Consider the following 16,657-nt stretch of genomic DNA (forward strand, 5'->3'; position numbering starts at 1 on the left):
TTTACATTCCCATGATGCGCTGGAAGAATGCGTAGAATGTTTGTTCTATCTGTTGTCTTGCGCCAGGACTTACTTTTTGAACGGCAGGTAGTGCACTTTGTACGCGCTCTGTCATGCTGTAGAAAGTATTTCCAACCTCTTCTTTAAATGCTTCATTGGTGCCGTAAATATTTACCGCTTGATACAATGAGAACATTCCACGGTAAGCTTGGAATAAATCATCAATCATACTTGCTGTAAATTCAGGTTCAACGCCAATGTAATAATTAATTTCTTCATCAAAAATAGCCATCATTTTCTTGGTGAGTTCTTCTGCTTTCGCTTCGTGACCAACACCGTAGTAGGTAGAAATGTATGACGGGAACACTTTATCATACGGCACATTGTACTCAGGCATTACCGCCAATGAACGATCAAGCACCTGTTCAACTTTCACTTTACTATCTGCAATTATTTCTTCTGATTTTTTTATTTCAGCAGGAATATCGTTGCGCTTAAAATTACCAATTGGAGTTTGAATAACCTGAGTAGAATCTCCAACCGGACCGGCTAAAATTTGATTGAATAAAGTCAAACGCTGTTGGTGAAAATCATAATCTTCTAAATAGGCATCAGCCAATACACTGAATTGAACACGATAATTATTGGTTAATCTGCGTGTATAGTAATCAACCAATACACCTTCTTTTTCCATATTACCCCATTTGAAAACAGTCATCAAGTTGTCATACAATTTTGGTTTGTTGATTTCGCCTAATGAGTTTGGGTTGCGGTTTGCTTTCACGTCAAATGGCATGAGTTTATATACTAAACCTTCAGCGTAGAAGAATTTATCAAGACCAAGATAAGTAGTTTTATCAGCTGAACTTGCAAAGTAAATAGCACGTTCCCAGTTGAAATGCGCAATCATATCTAATATCATGACATCAGCTTTGTAAATGGCTTGTTTATTAATTTTCCAACGGATTTTATCTTGAATGCGATCAGCATCTGCTTCAGAAACAATACCACTATTCAGCGCATTTTCTTTATTTACTTCAACGGTTAGTCCTTTAGAAGGCAAAAAGAATAATCCATTTGCACCGCGAGCTTCAGCATTATTATCATCAGCCAACCAGGTCATGGCATAATCAGCCGGCAAGTAATCAAACGCATCATTGAAGGTTAACAAAATATCTTGAATAGCGATTAGTTGTGGTTCAACCAATTTATATTTCTCAGGCCCTTTTTGCAAGAGATTAAAGATGAGATTGCGGAATTCAAAATAAGTTCCTGTTGTATCAAATCCCGGTAATTTTGCAAATAGTTCTGCCTCTTTTGTAGCAAATTCTGTCTTAGAGAGAATACTTGTCAAACTATCACATGCAGCACTGAAAGCAGGTTGGTAAAGATCAGGATTGAATTCAATTTTTTTAGTGATGATATCTCTCCATTTAGGTAAAATTTCAGCTTCTCGCATGGTGAGTTCATTGGTGCTTAGCACATACATGAAATCACGTAAACCACCTTGTCTGTATTGATCTTTTGTAAAGCTTATTGGCAATGGTTTTGAATCATATGCTTGTCTTGTCATTTGTTCAGTATACCAATCAGTATTCAAGAGTGATAAGTTACAGACACGCACACTTGTTTTTGTTCCTTCCACCTCTTGTAAGTACCAAAGTGGGAAAGTATCGTTGTCACCATTCGTAAAAATTATCGCGTTGTCATCACAACTGATCAAATAATTATATGCAAGCGCTTGTGCAGTGTAACGATCACTGCGGTCATGATCATCCCAACCAACAACACCCATCAGAATAGGAACCGGCAGGGCAAGTAATGTTGATACCAGAGCACCGTGAGTTTCTTTAGCAATAGTTTTACGCAAGGTTATCATCAAAGCAAAAACAATTGCTATAACAAAAGTGATGTAAAGCATACTTAATGCAAGTGTGGTATCAGCAATGGCAAATATCAGTGAAAGCACAACCATAGGGGCAAGCATCATGGCAAGCTCTTTCCAATTTAACGATTTGAATGCTTGATACAATGAAAGCACACTGAGACCAATGAACATGGCGAATGCGTAAAATGATGCAGCATAAGCATAGTCACGTTCACGAGGTTCACTTGGTTTTTGGTTCAGGTAAATGATGATAGCAAATCCGGTGAGTAAAAAGAGTAGCATGATAATCCACCATTCTTTTGAAGCACGCATTAAAGTGAAAAGAAAACCAATCATTCCCAATATGAGTGGCAACATATAGAATTTATTATGTGCTGCATTTTCAGTAATGAATTTTGGTGCATCGGTTTGATCACCTACGTGATGTTTATCTATGAAATTTAAACCTGAAATCCAGTTTCCATCTCTGGCACCACCGTAACCTTGTTCATCCCATTGACGACCTGAGAAATTCCACATAAAATATCTCCAGTACATCCAGTTAATTTGGTATCCGCCAAAGTATGTGAGGTTTTCACCCATGGTTGGTTTACGCGTACCACTGTGCCCACTCCAATTTTTATATCCGGTGATATGATGTGGTTCTCCGCTGTACATTCTTGGGAAAAATCCGCTGTGATCATCGTCATAGGCAGGTTTTGCTTTTTCACCATTAAAAGTCATGTAGTATTTTTCTTCTACTTCACCTCCGTTTTTCACAGCAAATGAATCAGCATCTGCTTTATTATTGAAACCCTCTAATTCTTTTCCGGTGCGTGATGTTACAACCCATAGTCTCTGATAAACATCACTGCGGTCATCCCATTCACTTTGATCTTTTGGTTTTGCCGTGAAGTATTGACCATAAAGAATTGGCCAGTCACCATATTGTTCGCGCTTAAGATATGATTCAAGACTTACCAGGTTTTCAGGATCGTTTTCATCTAATGGTGTGTTAGCGCCGGAACGAATAACAATCATGGCAAAGCATGAGTACCCAATAAATATCATAGACAATGCCCAAGCAGATGTATTGAGAATTGGCCATTGTTTTTTCTTTGAATAAATCAACAAGGCAACAATAATTGCTGTCATGAAAAGGAAGAAGAAAATTGTTCCTGCATTAAAAGGCATACCAAAACTGTTCACGAAAATACGTTCAAAAAATCCGGCAATTTGTACTGTTTTTGGAATGAGAATACTTTGAACAAAACCTAATGTAACTACACCAATGATGCCGGTAAGAATAAATCCACCCGTTGTAATAGTTTTGTATTTTCTGAAATAGATTACATAAGCAATTGCCGGTATACACAAGAGATTCAATAAATGGACACCAATAGACAGACCCACCATAAAGAAGATAAAGATCAACCAGCGATTTGCATTTTTTCCCGCAATAGCAGTGTTGTCCGGATTCCATTCTTGCGTTTGTAATTCATGATCCCATTTGAGAATAGCCCACATAACAATGGCGGTGAAGAATGATGACATGGCGTATACCTCACCTTCAACGGCTGAAAACCAGAATGAATCAGAGAATGTATACGCAATGGCGCCAATGAGTCCGCTGCCAATTATTGCCCATTGTTCGCCTTGAGATAATTCACGTTTGGTTTGTTTATTATCTGCTGAATCATCTGAACTAAAAAGAGATGAAGGAGATAATACAATGCGTTTGCCAATCATGGTTATTGACCAGAAAAGGAAAAGAATTGTAAAGGAACTACTGAGAGCCGACATGAAATTCACCATGTAGGCTGCATTTTCAGGTGATGCAAAAACGGTGAATAAACGACCAAGCATCATGAATAATGGTGCCCCCGGAGGGTGACCCACTTCTAACTTGTAGGCAGTAGTGATGTATTCGCCGCAATCCCATAAACTTGTTGTCGGTTCAAGGGTCATCCAATACACGGTGGTAGCAAAGATGAAAACCATCCAGCCTACAATTGTGTTCATTCTTTTATAATCCATAGGTCATTTTTAAGCTGTGCGAATTTAGAAATATATTCGCTCGTTTCCTCTTAAAAATCCCTAAATGCACCTTGTTTTAAGTACTAATAAGATTGTTTGGTGTCCTTCTATTCAAGTTTTTCTGGCGTAAATACTCTCTGAAAACCAAACAGGCACGGCTTTTTACCGGTTCAATGGGTAAGATTTTCTTGCGAATTAAAAATAAATATTTATATTTGCGCCCGCATTGCCCGATCGTCTAAGGGCAGGACTTCAGATTTTGGTTCTGAAAGTGTTGGTTCGAATCCAGCTCGGGCAACTTGAAAACCTCTCAAAAAAACTGGGAGGTTTTCTTTTTTCATACCATTTAGCAATAGCATCAGCGGGTATTACTTTGATTCAGTGAACTCAACATAAAAAAAATTCCTACCTTAGATAAAAACTTTTTTATGAAAAAGATATTCTCCTTATTTCTTTTGTGTTCAATTGTAAGTATTGGATTTGCTCAAAAAGTGAAAATAAAAGATGGTGTTGCTACGGTGGATGAACAACCCACATTGAAATGGGAAAAAGGAGCCGCTGGGGAAATTAATATTTCCGGCATCAACTCAACCGCACAAGAAATTTTTGCGACTTACTTGAGTTATAATGATCCAGGTAAAATTACTAATTCAAATCCTGAAGGTAAAGTAAGATACATTGAACTGAATTTTTTAACGCTTGGTAAAAAATGTGAAATTGAAACCCGTCTGCAAGCTGCACTGGTGAAATTTCTGCTTGAAAATAAGGTTTATGTTGATGGCGTGTTTAATTCTGAAAATGCTGAGTTGGTAATCACTAAATACGGAACACGTTATACTGAAAATCGTCCGGCCAATGTACATATTTATGTGCATGAGGATTAACTAGAATTTCCTACTTAAAGGTTATTGGGGGTTTAGCACGAGCCAGATGCTTGCGCTAGCAGGAATTTCGTTTTGCAAGATGCTCGCGCTAGCAGGTTATTTAGTTTCGTAAAATGCTCGTGCCTTTGAAAGTTTCTGGTTTACTTTTAGCGTTTAATCTTTATTATTCTTTGATCTTTTTAAATGAGAAAGAGATTGTCCTAAAACACGGCAATATCATAGTTGTTTATGCATCTAGAATATCTGATTCAAGCCGTGAAATTTCTTTCAAAAAAATAAACGATTGTATAATAGGGGTGAAGCAAAGCAGATAGATAGTGATTTCATAAGCTGCCCAAAAATCAGTGAAATAAAAAATGAGGCATGGGATTAAAATCAGCAAATTTGCCAAGCTAAACAAGCGCAACCAGTTTGGAAAATTTTCTTTTGAAAAGAGCAAGAGAACACAATAAATGAACATCAAAGTTGACTGTGCGAACTGAATAGGTAATGGCGGATACAAACCGGCAACGTACATAAAAAAATTCACACAAATAGCTGCATTAAAAAGTATCCATGCTGATAAAATATGAGGATATTTTTTTTGGTAGAACCACTTCGCAAAAAAATAAATTACCGGCAGATAAGCTATGCCCGGAATCAAAAAAAATGGTTGTGACAATATGCCTTCAATAAAATTTTCCTGCGTGAATAAAATGTGATTGGCATACACCATTCCCGCGCAGACCAATACAACGCAACCAATTTTTATATAGGGCAAGACGCTTGACACGGCATGAGTTTAAAGAATTGACTCACCGTTGCTATTGGTTGTAAGCGCAGTACTCATATAATCAAAAAACGGACGCATTTCTTTAAATGCAGCATTCATTTTGAGATGAAAATCTGACGCAAGCACTTCTTCATCAGTAAATGATTTGCTGATTAAAAATTGTTTCAATCTAATGTATTCAATATGCGGATGATTTTTGTCAAAACCCTTTGGAGCAGTTTTCAAACTTTCACCCCAGATTGTTCCAAAAGTGGACTTGAATTTTTTTGCTTGAAGAATTTTTTTCAATTCATCTCCGTTGTCTGCAATATCTTCTCTGACGCGCTGCAAGTCTTCCGGTTTAGGACCCCAAAAACCACCGCCAACAAATGAGTTCCCGGGTTCAATGTGAAAATAATAACCTCCGCGTCTGGCGGCTGTGGCGCGTTTAAAGCTTCCACCAAAATGTGAGTTGTACGGTGTCTTGTCACTTGAAAAACGAATATCACGATAAATGCGGTGAAGACTTTTTTTGCCGGTAGGTGTTTCAATTACATCATGCTTATTCATTTCAGTTAGTAATGCATCAGCAAAATGAATCATCTTTTCATGTTGTTCAAGATAGATTGATTTATGTGCATTGAACCAATCACGGTCATTGTTTTTTTTCAACTTTTTTAAAAAGTCAAACACCGATTTATCTAAAAAGATTTTAGCCATGCAAATGAATCAATTTATAAACTGTAAAAAAAAAATTCATCGTGCCAAAAGAATTTTCATAATTCTTCTGGTCAATTTTTACTGAGTGCTATTTTGTGAAAACGATTAGTGCCCTTTGATTAATTTGAAGGTTTTTTTGCCTTCAGTGGTTGAAAGAGAGACGAAATAAATGCCCGGAGCATGTGATGAAAAATCTACCGTTTTCACATTGGTGCCTTTGAATACACGTGTGCCTGAAATGTCATATACTTCAACTGAATATTCAGGTGCGCTGCAAACTAATTGAAGATTTCCGTTTTCAAACCAAACTTGTGATACCATTTCTAATTCTTGAACTGAAGCAGAACCAACGTTAATTTGCACCTCATTAGAAGTTTGTATGTCACCTGAAAAATCACTCACGCATACCACATAATAAGTGCCAGCGCTGGCGAAATTTGGAGTATAAGTGGTGCCTGTTTGTGCCGTACCAAATGATACATATCCTGAGCCTGAAACTGTTGAATATTTCCATTCACGAGAAGTTGCTGCTGATGGTGATTCTGCGGCGGTAAGCATGGTTCCGTTTGCGCCAACGTTTATACTTTGCGTGGCAGTTGGAGAAATGGAAACCGCGTTGGTTGAATTGAGCACTGCATCAATTTTTAAACTATTGAAGTTTGCTTGCGCCGGTGAACCAAATGTGCCTGACATTTTTAGTTTAATATAAAATGTGGTGACACCCGGATCAAATGTTGGGGATATGAGTGTAGATACTGAAAATCCTGCCCCCCAGCTTTGTGAACCCACTAAGGTATAGCTAACATTATCTGTACTGAATTCAATGGAAACTAAACAATTTTCAGTGGTTGCGGTAAGATAAAAATCCAAATCATTTGAATTGATCGTGAACTGACGATAAGTTTCTATGGTATAGGCGTTACCTGTTGTACCGTTAAAATTGTAGATGTTGGCGCCATTAACACTATTGGATGTGATATTGGTAGTTACCGGAGTTGACCAGCCCGTCCATGCGTCTACATACGATTGTCCTGTTGTGTAAACAGTAGTTTGTGCAAATGATGCTCCAATCCATACAAGGGATAATAACGTGAAGAGTAATTTTTTCATAAGTGTTCTGAGTGTATAGTTTTCAGTGCCGAATTTACATAAAATAATAAACCAAGCAAACTGCAGGAGTTAGACCAGCGTCAGTATTTTGTTAAATTTAGTGAAGACGACATTCCATGATATTCATCACTTTTGACAATTCCATGACAAATACCCATTTACCAATCCTGATTTTTGCGGCATGATTCGGTTTAATGTTATCGCATTTACACACAATTGTATTGGAGTAGAAGAGATTGGTAAGTTCCATGTGGAGGCTGATCAAATTGTGCAACGCATGCAATTTCTGCAAGAGGAAGTAGGTATTTCTGAAATCATGTATTTAAGTACCTGTAATAGGGTAGAATTTATTTTTGTGACAAGTGAAGAGGTGGATGCAGATTTTATTGCACTCTTTTTAAAGGCATTCAATCCATCATGGCATCATACTCAAATTCAGCATTACCTTGAGCGGGCAAAATGTTGGAATGGTATCAACGCCGTCAATCACCTGATTGAAGTTGCATCTTCAGTTGACAGTATGGTGCTTGGAGAACGTGAAATCATTACGCAAGTGCGCAATGCGTTTGATTTTTCACGTGAACATCATTTGTCAGGAGACATCATTCGCTTAGTGGTTAGGCAAGCAATTGAGACAGCAAAAAAAGTGTATACAGAAACGCAAATTGCTACAAAACCGGTATCGGTTGTTTCATTGGCTTATCATCATTTGTGTGAAAGAAATCCTGATATCAATTCCAGAATTCTGGTTGTTGGGTCAGGTGTCACCAATACAAACATGTGTCGGTTTTTGAAAAAGCATGGATTTAAAAATTACCAAATTTATAACCGCACAAAAGAAAATGCTGAGGTGCTTGCTCGCTTTACGGGTGGCAGTGCGCATGCATTGAGTGAATTGTCAGATCATATCAATGGGTTTGATATTCTGGTTACTTGCACCGGGTCACAAGATCATGTTATTACACAGGCAATTTATGAACGATTGATTGCAGACGATAAGAGAAAAAAAATTGTGATTGATTTGGCAATTCCGGCTGACCTTGATCCTGCTATACCTGAAAAATTTGAGGTTGACCATATCTCAGTTTCATTTTTAAAATCAGTGGCAGATGAAAATTTAAAAGAGCGCCGGAAAGAACTCATCAAAGTGAGGCAAATTATTTACGAAGCGGTTGAAGAATTCAAAGAGATTTTTAAAATGCGTCAGGTAGAAATTAAAATGCGCTCAATACCTGAAAGAATCAAAGAAATCAGATCAACTGCAACCGGTCAAGTATTTGCAAAAGAGATCAATCAGCTGGATGAAAATTCACGTGAAATACTTGAAAGAGTCTTGGATTACATGGAGAAAAAATACATCAGCGTGCCGATGGTGATGGCAAAAGAAATGATGATGAAAAAAGAGGCTGAGGAAATCTGATTTGTTACATTAACCTGAACACATTTGTTCTACCAAAACGCCAAACAAAAATCATATAAGAGATTAACATGAAATAGCCAGATGACTCGGCTTGATAAACCGAAAATCAGTATGGCGCAGTACCCGTCTACCAACAGGCAGGTATGTTACCTTCAAAAAATAAATTATTTACACATGAAAATCAGAATAGGTTCACGCGGTAGTGATCTGGCTTTATGGCAAGCAAACTTTGTAAAAGCACAACTTGAAAATCTGGGTCATCAGGTAGAGATTAAAATTATTGTAACACGCGGTGATCGCATTCAGGATTTGAGCTTTGATAAAATTGAAGGGAAAGGTTTTTTCACCAAGGAAATTGAAGAAGCGCTCTTGAATAATGAAGTTGATTTAGCAGTTCACTCGCATAAAGATCTTGAAACTACCAATCCTGAAGGACTCATCATTGGTGCGGTTTCGTATCGTGAAGAGCCAAATGATATTTTATTAATTCACCCATCTGCATCAGATAAAAGCCAACCGTTTTCACTGGCAGTTAATGCTGTAGTTGGCACCTCTGCCGCAAGACGCAAATCACAACTGAAGCGTTTACGACCCGATTGTTTAATTGAAGATTTGCGCGGCAACGTACCAACACGTGTTCAAAAATTGCGTGATGGAAAATACGGCGCTATCGTTCTGGCTTGCGCCGGTGTTGAGCGCTTACGTCTCAATTTAGAAGGGTTACATGTTATGAAATTAGCCCCTGAAGATTTTGTGCCTGCACCTGCTCAAGGGGTGCTGGGTTTACAAATAAGACAACAAGACATTGAACTTGCTCAAGCCCTGAAGAAAATTCATCATGAAGATGTGGCTGAATCAATACAGGTAGAGCGCGATGTTTTGCGTTTAATGGAGGGCGGTTGCCAATTACCTTTAGGCATCTATTGTCAAAAGTTAAATACCGAATTTCATGTATTGGTGAGCTATTCTAAATCAAGTGCTGAGGCAGGTAAATTATACCAATTCAATCAATCATCAAGTGCAGGTTTGGCTGAAAAAATTGTGCAAGAACTAAAGCGTGGCTAAGTCAAGAGTCATATTGATTACTCGCAAGTTGAAGAATGATTCTGCTTTGAAGAACTGGGCACATCATCAAGGATATACATTGAATGATATTTCTTTTATAAAAACAATTCCGGTCAAGGGTTTGAAAATTCCTGAAACGGATTGGATATTTTTCAGTTCTCCGTCAGCGGTACGTTGTTTTTTTGAAGAATACACCTTGAAGCAAAAACGCATTGCTTCATTGGGTAAAGCCACTGCAAGTGTATTGGCAGACTATGGGTATCAGGCTGATTTCATAGGTGATGATGAGAAAACGCCCTCTGAAATTGGCAAAGAATTTTTTGATAAACGGTCAGGAAATGAATCCATTTTTTTTCCGCTCAGTAATTTATCACAACGGAATGTATTATCCCATCAGGGCAATAGAAAAGTAATTGAATTAAATACGTACCACACGCTGCCCATTCAATATACCTTGAGTGAAAAACCGGATGTCATAATTTTTACCAGCCCGTCAAACATTGAATCCTATTGTTCAACAAATGAACTTACTTTATCTGATACCCTTGTTGCAATTGGTAAAACAACAGCTGCTGCGCTTGAGAATTTAGGTTTTCGCAAAATCATCGTGAGCAGCACACCGCGTGAAGAAGATTTGATTGCCGCATTGCAATCTCTTGAATAAATTGGAAACACTACCTTTGTTACCATGAGTGACGGCATTTCATTTGAAACTTTGTTAGAGAATTCAGTAGTTGTCTCTGAAAATAATGATTATCATTTCGAGATACGCTTGTATGCCGACCCGAATAAGCAATACCAGTTACTTTTCACCAATGGGTTGCGAACAAAAGCACAAGAAGTGAATGAGCGAAATGTGGGTTTTGAACATATTGAACTCTACATGTTGTTGCCTGAATACTGGAATCTTCAACAACATAGCTGGCCACAAGAATGGCTGAATAAAATTGCCCAGATTCCAAAAAAAAATAATACCTGGTTTGGCCTCGGAGATACCATTCCTGCGGGTAATCCAACAAAACCAATTACTGAAAAATTCAAGGCTGAATATTTTATTATAGCCAAACCCATGAAGTTGGAACGAGTGCTGAAAACAAAAGATGCTGGCTTTGAATTTTTAGCTGTTATACCAATTTATAAAAAGGAATTTCAATACAAAACACAATTTTCATCTATTGTACTATTTGAAAAATTTCAGGAAAAAAACATTTCTGAAATGATAGATGAATTTCGATTACCGGCTGCGCGCAAGAAGTTTTTGGGGGTGATATAATCTTTCCGTTTTACTTAGAGTTGTACAAACTCATTGTCTTCTCTATGCCTATAGTTACAAAGGCATGAATCATTTCACAGGCCAATTTCATGCGTTCTTGAAGAACAGGGATTTCATCTGTTTGCCATTCGCCCAGCACATAATCTACTTGTTTACCTTTTGCAAAATCACTTCCAACACCAAACCGTAACCGTGCGTAATTTTCAGTTTGCAAAGTAGCCTGAATATCTTTCAACCCATTATGGCCGCCGTCACTGCCTTTGGGTTTCATCCGCAATTTTCCCAAGGGCAAGGCAAGATCATCCGTAATTACGAGTAAATTTTCAACCGGAATTTTTTCGTGTTGCAACCAATAATTTACTGCCTTACCGCTTAAATTCATAAAGGTTGATGGCTGCAACAAAATAAGCGTGCGCCCTTTGTATTTATGTGTTGTCACATTCCCTAGTTTGGCCGTTTCAAAACGTGCATCAGTGCCCTCAATCAATTGTTCAACCACCCTGAAACCAATGTTGTGACGGGTGTTTGCGTATTTTTCTCCGGGGTTTCCTAAACCAACAATCAGGAATTTCATGTGAGGGAATTTGGTGGTAAATATACGAAGTGAGAATTGATAAACTCACATCAATTATTCCGATCTTTACGAGGCATCAATCGTAATCTTCTTTAAAATGAAGCGCACCAATCTTACACTTGTTATTTTGATTTTTTTTGCAACGCATCTGTTCTCTGTGCGAGAGGCATTTGCTGTGTCACTGGCGTATTCTATTTGTGAAAGTGAAGACAGTTTACATACTGACTCAATAAACGTGATGGCATATTACGCTGCTAATCATGACACCTTGTTGCCAAGCAAATCAGTTGGAACTGTTTCAGAAGGAGAGTTAGTGAATGGTCGAATCATTCCGTTTTATGGTGAAAATTTTCAATATTTTTCTGCTGAGAGTTATTTGGGAGGAAGAGCATTTGCGCACGAAAAAGTAATTAATACGCTCTTGCTTTTTTATGCTGATTTGAAATCAAACTATCCTGAAAGATTTTTTTATATCATGGAAATGTCAAACAAACAAGGAGGAAAAATTTATCCGCACCGTACGCATCAAAACGGCCTGAGTGTTGACCTCATGTTGCCAAAAATTAAAAATGGTCAACCTGATTATTCATTAGACTCATTAGGGAAGAATCACTATTTTCTTTCGTTTAATGATCATGGTGAATTTGCCGGTGACTCTTCTCTCACCATTGATTTTGAATTGCTGGCGCATCAGTTACTCTTGCTTGATTTTTGCGCGAAGAAATCAGGTTTGAAAATTGCCAAAGTCATTATCAAACTGGAATATAAAGATGAATTATTCACGACAAGTTTTGGTGAGCAATTAAAAAACACCGACATTTATTTTGCCCAAAAACTTACACCACTGATCAATGATTTGCATGATGATCACGTGCATGTTGATTTTGAAGAGAAAGATTAGTTTTTTAAAAATCAAACTTAATCCCTTGCGCAAGTGGCAAAGCGGTAGAGTAGTTGATGGTGTTTGTTTGACGGCGCATGTAAACTTTCCACGCGTCAGAACCTGATTCGCGTCCTCCGCCGGTTTCTTTTTCACCACCAAATGCTCCGCCAATTTCAGCACCGGATGTTCCAATATTTACATTCGCAATACCGCAATCTGATCCGGCTTGTGAAAGGAATAATTCTGACTCGCGAATATTGTTGGTGAAAATTGCAGAAGACAATCCTTGTGCAACATCATTCTGAATTTTAATGGCATGATCAATTTCACCTGAATATTTGATCAAATATAAAAGCGGAGCAAAAGTTTCATGCTGTACAATTTTGTATTTGTTGTCAACTTCTGCAATGCATGGTGAGACATAGCAACCTGATTCATAGCCTGCGCCTGATAGTACTTTGCCTTCAACTAAAATATTTCCACCTTCACTTTTTACTTTTTGAATGGCTTCAAGATAGGTTTGTACTGCGTCGGTATCAATGAGTGGCCCCATGTGATTCCCCTGATCAAGTGGGTTACCAATTTTTATTTGTTTATACGCATTAACCAGAATATCTTTTACCTGGTTGTAAACTGAATCATGAATAATCAAACGACGAGTTGAAGTGCAGCGTTGTCCGCTAGTGCCAACTGCACCAAAAACTACAGCGGGAATTACCAATTTCAAATCGGCAGATGGCGTAATAATAATTGCGTTGTTTCCTCCAAGTTCAAGTAATGAACGTCCCAGACGTTTTGCTACTGTTTCACCAACAGCGCGTCCCATGCGGGTTGAACCGGTTGCTGAGATTAAGGGTACACGATTATCTGATGTGAGCATTTGTCCAATTTCTGCACCGCCAATTACTAAACCGCAAACACCTTCAGGTACATTATTTTCTTTGAAAACTTCAGCGGTAATTCGTTGGCAAGCAATTGCAGTAAGGGGAGTTTTTTCAGATGGTTTCCAAACACAAACGTCACCGCAAACCCAAGCTAGTGCAGTGTTCCAGCACCACACCGCTACCGGAAAATTGAATGCTGAAATGATGCCAACAATTCCAAGTGGATGATACTGCTCATACATTCTGTGTGAGGGTCTTTCTGAATGCATGGTGAACCCGTGTAATTGTCTTGACAAACCAACTGCAAAATCACAAATGTCAATCATCTCCTGTACTTCCCCCAATCCTTCTTGTAATGATTTGCCCATTTCATAAGACACCAATTTACCAAGTGGCTCTTTGTATTCACGAAGCTTTACTCCTAATTGTCTAACCATTTCTCCGCGTTTTGGAGCCGGTATTAATCTCCATTCTGCAAAGGCTTCTTGTGCCTTTAAAATGGTTGCCTCGTAATCTGTTTCTGAGGCACTGTGAACTGATGCAATGAGTTTACCATCAACGGGAGAATAAGAATCTATCTTGGTTCCGCGTGTTGCAAACCAGTATGAACCGGTTGATGCACCGGAATTTATTTCCTTAATTCCGAGTTGTGATAAAATTTGACCAATTTCAGATTGTACAGCAGTTGCAGACATAATGAGCAGATTTAGTTTTGCAAATTTACCACTTATTGAAGGAAACCGGTTGTTGTTTTTAGAAAATTTAACTTGTAGGGACAGGTCGCGACCTGTCCCTACAAGTATCTGCCGAATTAGCTTGATTCATGGAAATGACTTGCATCATGGTATGATTTATGCTAAACCACCTATATTTGCTAAAAATTTGACTTATGAAAAAACTATTATTAATTCCTGCTTGTGCTGCCTTAATGGCTTTCACCATGAGTGGAGAGACCGATAATGGCTGTAACGGTTATTGGATGGTTGAAAAAGGTGTTACCCTAGAGTATTATGACTACAATTCGAAAGATAAACTAGAAGGTTCTCAAACAACAACCATCACTGAATTGTCTACAGTTGAAGGGGTATTAAATGCCACAATTCATTCAATTACCAAAGATGATAAAGGAAAATTAACCTCTGAAGGTGATTTTGGCTTTACATGCAAAGACGGTGAGATTACGATTGATATGAAATCTATGTTGGACCCTTCAACTACTGAAGGATTTGAAGACATGGAAGTAAAAATTGATCAAACTGATTTGGTTTATCCATCAACGCTTACTCCTGGTCAAACATTGCCTGATGGTAAACTTACCATGACGGTGTCAACAGGCGGTATGACGGTTATGACCATGGTGGTTGATGTGGTAGATCGCAAAGTTGAAGCGGCGGAGAGCGTGACTGTTCCGGCTGGTACATTTGAGTGTATTAAAATGAGCCAAACCAATAAAATGGATATGGGTATGATGAAAATGACAACTACATCGGTTGATTGGTTTACGCTGGGTGTTGGGGTAGTTAGGTCTGAGTCGTATGATAAAGATGGAGCCCTGGAATCGTATCGTGTACTTAACCAAATAATCCGATAATCAGGCATTGAAACAACCTGACTGGACATCACTAAAAACTATTTTAATTGCCGCATTGGTCGTTCGGGTCATTGCGGCAATTTTTTCGCAGGGCTATGGCATGCATGATGATCATTTTCTGGTGATTGAAGCTGCTGCATCCTGGTCTGATGGATATGATTACAACCATTGGTTGCCTTGGTCTATCGGAAGTACAGGTCAACCTGAAGGACATAGTTTTACTTACGTAGGCATTAATTACATCTACTTTGTTATTGCTAAATTTTTTGGAATTGCTGACCCTAAATTGCTCATGCTTTTTAACCGGTTGCTGCACGGAATTTTTTCATTGCTCATAGTTTATTTGAGTTATCGAATTACAGAGAAAATTTCAACAAAAAAGGCGGCACAAACTATTGGTTGGATTTTAGCTTTACTTTGGTTATTGCCTTACTTATCTGTGCGCAATTTGGTTGAAGTTGCTTGCATACCTTTTATTCTGGGTTCGGTTTGGCTTGCCATAAAATATGATTCTAAAAAATATCTGCTTGCTGCCGGAATGCTGATGGGTGTGGCGGTATCATTCCGTTATCAGGTGGGTGTATTTGCAGTGGGGATGGCTGCAGTTTATTTTTTCAAAAAGGAATGGAAATCTTTTTTCAATTATTCCGGTGGTGTGATTATTGTTTTTATCATCACGCAGGGAATTGTTGACATGCTCATCTGGGGTTATCCCTTTGCAGAATTTATTGCGTATTTCACGTACAACTCGAATGAGGGCACCGCGTATATTCCCAATAATAATATTGCTATTTACATGTTGGTGCTTGGCGGAATTTTTGGCTTGCCGTTAGGCGCACTTTTAATTTTAGGGTTCTTCAAATCATACAAAAAATATGTATTGATTTTTGTGCCGGTACTTTTGTTTATTCTCTTTCACTCTTTTTATCCAAGTAAGCAGGAAAGATTTATCATGCCCGTTTTTCCGCTGTTTTTAGTCTTGGGTGTTGTAGGTATATTGCCCTTGTTAGAAAAATTAAATTGGAAGAAATGGTGGAATGTTTCATTGAAAATATTTTGGATTTTGAATATTCCAATTCTGATGGCAGCCACCTTTGCGTATACCAAAAAATCTAGAGTTGAAGCCATGTATTATTTTTATGAAACCGGTCAAAAACCTAGAAAGTTATTACTTGAGGCAAGCGGAGAAACCGATGTTTCCATGCTGCCAAAATTTTACTGCGGAAAATGGAGATATGGTGTTCTTGAACATAAAAAAGATACTCCTTTACTCACCGTTTTTCCGGGGTATGAATATGATTTTATCGTGTTCTTTGGTGAAGAGAATCTGAAAAATCGCGTGGATGAATACCGGACAATTTACCCAAAAATGGAATTGGGTAAAGTATGTGAACCCGGTTTTGTTGACCTCTTTTTAAGGTGGCTTAATCCGCGCAATTCAAATGAATATATTGAGGTTTGGAAAACAAATGAAATTGCCCGTTAATATTGAGTTATGGCTATGTTTTCTACTGTGATTGAAAGTGAATTTCTGTTAAAAACTTGTTTACAAATCAGGCACAAAACTTGCGTACCATGAAACTGAATTAATCGTTTTA

At 38.1% G+C, this 16,657-nt stretch carries 14 protein-coding genes and 1 tRNA gene; 9 read left to right on the plus strand and 6 right to left on the minus strand.

Annotated features, from left to right (window positions below):
* Nucleotide 1 precedes the first annotated feature (1 nt).
* Nucleotides 2-3,904, minus strand: coding sequence for a DUF2723 domain-containing protein (locus tag IPH66_11865; protein ID MBK7130044.1), 3,903 nt, complete (start codon nucleotides 3,902-3,904; stop codon nucleotides 2-4).
* A gap of 227 nt (nucleotides 3,905-4,131) precedes the next feature.
* On the opposite strand from IPH66_11865, the gene IPH66_11870 reads away from it, so the two are divergent.
* Together IPH66_11870 and IPH66_11875 are read left to right on the plus strand one after the other, a co-directional pair.
* Nucleotides 4,132-4,202, plus strand: a tRNA-Gln gene (locus IPH66_11870).
* Nucleotides 4,203-4,332: 130 nt separating this feature from the next.
* A complete protein-coding gene (locus IPH66_11875; protein ID MBK7130045.1) occupies nucleotides 4,333-4,788 on the plus strand; it encodes a hypothetical protein in 456 nt (151 codons plus the stop codon).
* A 226-nt stretch (nucleotides 4,789-5,014) separates the two neighbouring features.
* On the opposite strand, the gene IPH66_11880 is transcribed toward IPH66_11875, so the two are convergent.
* The 3 genes from IPH66_11880 to IPH66_11890 all read right to left on the minus strand — a co-directional run bounded on the left by IPH66_11880 (nucleotide 5,015) and on the right by IPH66_11890 (nucleotide 7,369).
* Nucleotides 5,015-5,560, minus strand: coding sequence for a hypothetical protein (locus IPH66_11880; protein MBK7130046.1), 546 nt, complete (start codon nucleotides 5,558-5,560; stop codon nucleotides 5,015-5,017).
* 9 nt (nucleotides 5,561-5,569) lie between these two features.
* Entirely contained in the window at nucleotides 5,570-6,259 is a 690-nt protein-coding gene (locus IPH66_11885; GenBank protein ID MBK7130047.1) for a DUF2461 domain-containing protein, read from the minus strand.
* A 105-nt stretch (nucleotides 6,260-6,364) separates the two neighbouring features.
* A complete protein-coding gene (locus IPH66_11890; GenBank protein ID MBK7130048.1) occupies nucleotides 6,365-7,369 on the minus strand; it encodes a T9SS type A sorting domain-containing protein in 1,005 nt (334 codons plus the stop codon).
* Between the two features lie 181 nt (nucleotides 7,370-7,550).
* Between IPH66_11890 and hemA the strand changes: the two genes are divergently transcribed.
* The 4 genes from hemA to IPH66_11910 all read left to right on the plus strand — a co-directional run bounded on the left by hemA (nucleotide 7,551) and on the right by IPH66_11910 (nucleotide 11,127).
* Nucleotides 7,551-8,789 carry a glutamyl-tRNA reductase gene (gene hemA / locus IPH66_11895; protein ID MBK7130049.1) on the plus strand — a complete coding sequence of 413 codons (1,239 nt, stop codon included), beginning with the start codon at nucleotides 7,551-7,553 and terminating at the stop codon, nucleotides 8,787-8,789.
* Between the two features lie 174 nt (nucleotides 8,790-8,963).
* The gene (gene hemC, locus IPH66_11900; GenBank protein MBK7130050.1) at nucleotides 8,964-9,854 is read left to right on the plus strand and encodes a hydroxymethylbilane synthase; all 891 of its coding nucleotides are present in this window, start codon (nucleotides 8,964-8,966) and stop codon (nucleotides 9,852-9,854) included.
* Nucleotides 9,847-10,518 (plus strand): uroporphyrinogen-III synthase, encoded by a 672-nt coding sequence (locus tag IPH66_11905; protein MBK7130051.1) that lies wholly within the window; start codon nucleotides 9,847-9,849, stop codon nucleotides 10,516-10,518. Before hemC ends, IPH66_11905 begins: the two co-directional genes overlap by 8 nt.
* Nucleotides 10,519-10,542: 24 nt before the next feature.
* Nucleotides 10,543-11,127, plus strand: a complete 585-nt coding sequence (locus tag IPH66_11910; protein ID MBK7130052.1) for a suppressor of fused domain protein — start codon at nucleotides 10,543-10,545, stop codon at nucleotides 11,125-11,127.
* Nucleotides 11,128-11,137: 10 nt separating this feature from the next.
* On the opposite strand, the gene IPH66_11915 is transcribed toward IPH66_11910, so the two are convergent.
* Nucleotides 11,138-11,701: an aminoacyl-tRNA hydrolase gene (locus tag IPH66_11915; protein MBK7130053.1), complete on the minus strand. Its 564-nt coding sequence runs from the start codon at nucleotides 11,699-11,701 to the stop codon at nucleotides 11,138-11,140.
* A 97-nt stretch (nucleotides 11,702-11,798) separates the two neighbouring features.
* On the opposite strand from IPH66_11915, the gene IPH66_11920 reads away from it, so the two are divergent.
* Nucleotides 11,799-12,602: a penicillin-insensitive murein endopeptidase gene (locus tag IPH66_11920; protein MBK7130054.1), complete on the plus strand. Its 804-nt coding sequence runs from the start codon at nucleotides 11,799-11,801 to the stop codon at nucleotides 12,600-12,602.
* A 4-nt stretch (nucleotides 12,603-12,606) separates the two neighbouring features.
* Here IPH66_11920 and IPH66_11925 read toward each other — a convergent pair whose 3' ends face one another.
* Nucleotides 12,607-14,163, minus strand: coding sequence for an aldehyde dehydrogenase family protein (locus tag IPH66_11925; protein MBK7130055.1), 1,557 nt, complete (start codon nucleotides 14,161-14,163; stop codon nucleotides 12,607-12,609).
* 194 nt (nucleotides 14,164-14,357) lie between these two features.
* On the opposite strand from IPH66_11925, the gene IPH66_11930 reads away from it, so the two are divergent.
* Nucleotides 14,358-15,059 (plus strand): hypothetical protein, encoded by a 702-nt coding sequence (locus IPH66_11930; GenBank protein MBK7130056.1) that lies wholly within the window; start codon nucleotides 14,358-14,360, stop codon nucleotides 15,057-15,059.
* A gap of 7 nt (nucleotides 15,060-15,066) precedes the next feature.
* Nucleotides 15,067-16,545 (plus strand): glycosyltransferase family 39 protein, encoded by a 1,479-nt coding sequence (locus tag IPH66_11935; GenBank protein MBK7130057.1) that lies wholly within the window; start codon nucleotides 15,067-15,069, stop codon nucleotides 16,543-16,545.
* The last annotated feature ends 112 nt before the right edge of the window (nucleotides 16,546-16,657 follow it).

This window comes from Crocinitomicaceae bacterium, assembly GCA_016708105.1.
Taxonomy (GTDB): domain Bacteria; phylum Bacteroidota; class Bacteroidia; order Flavobacteriales_D; family Crocinitomicaceae; genus JADJGJ01.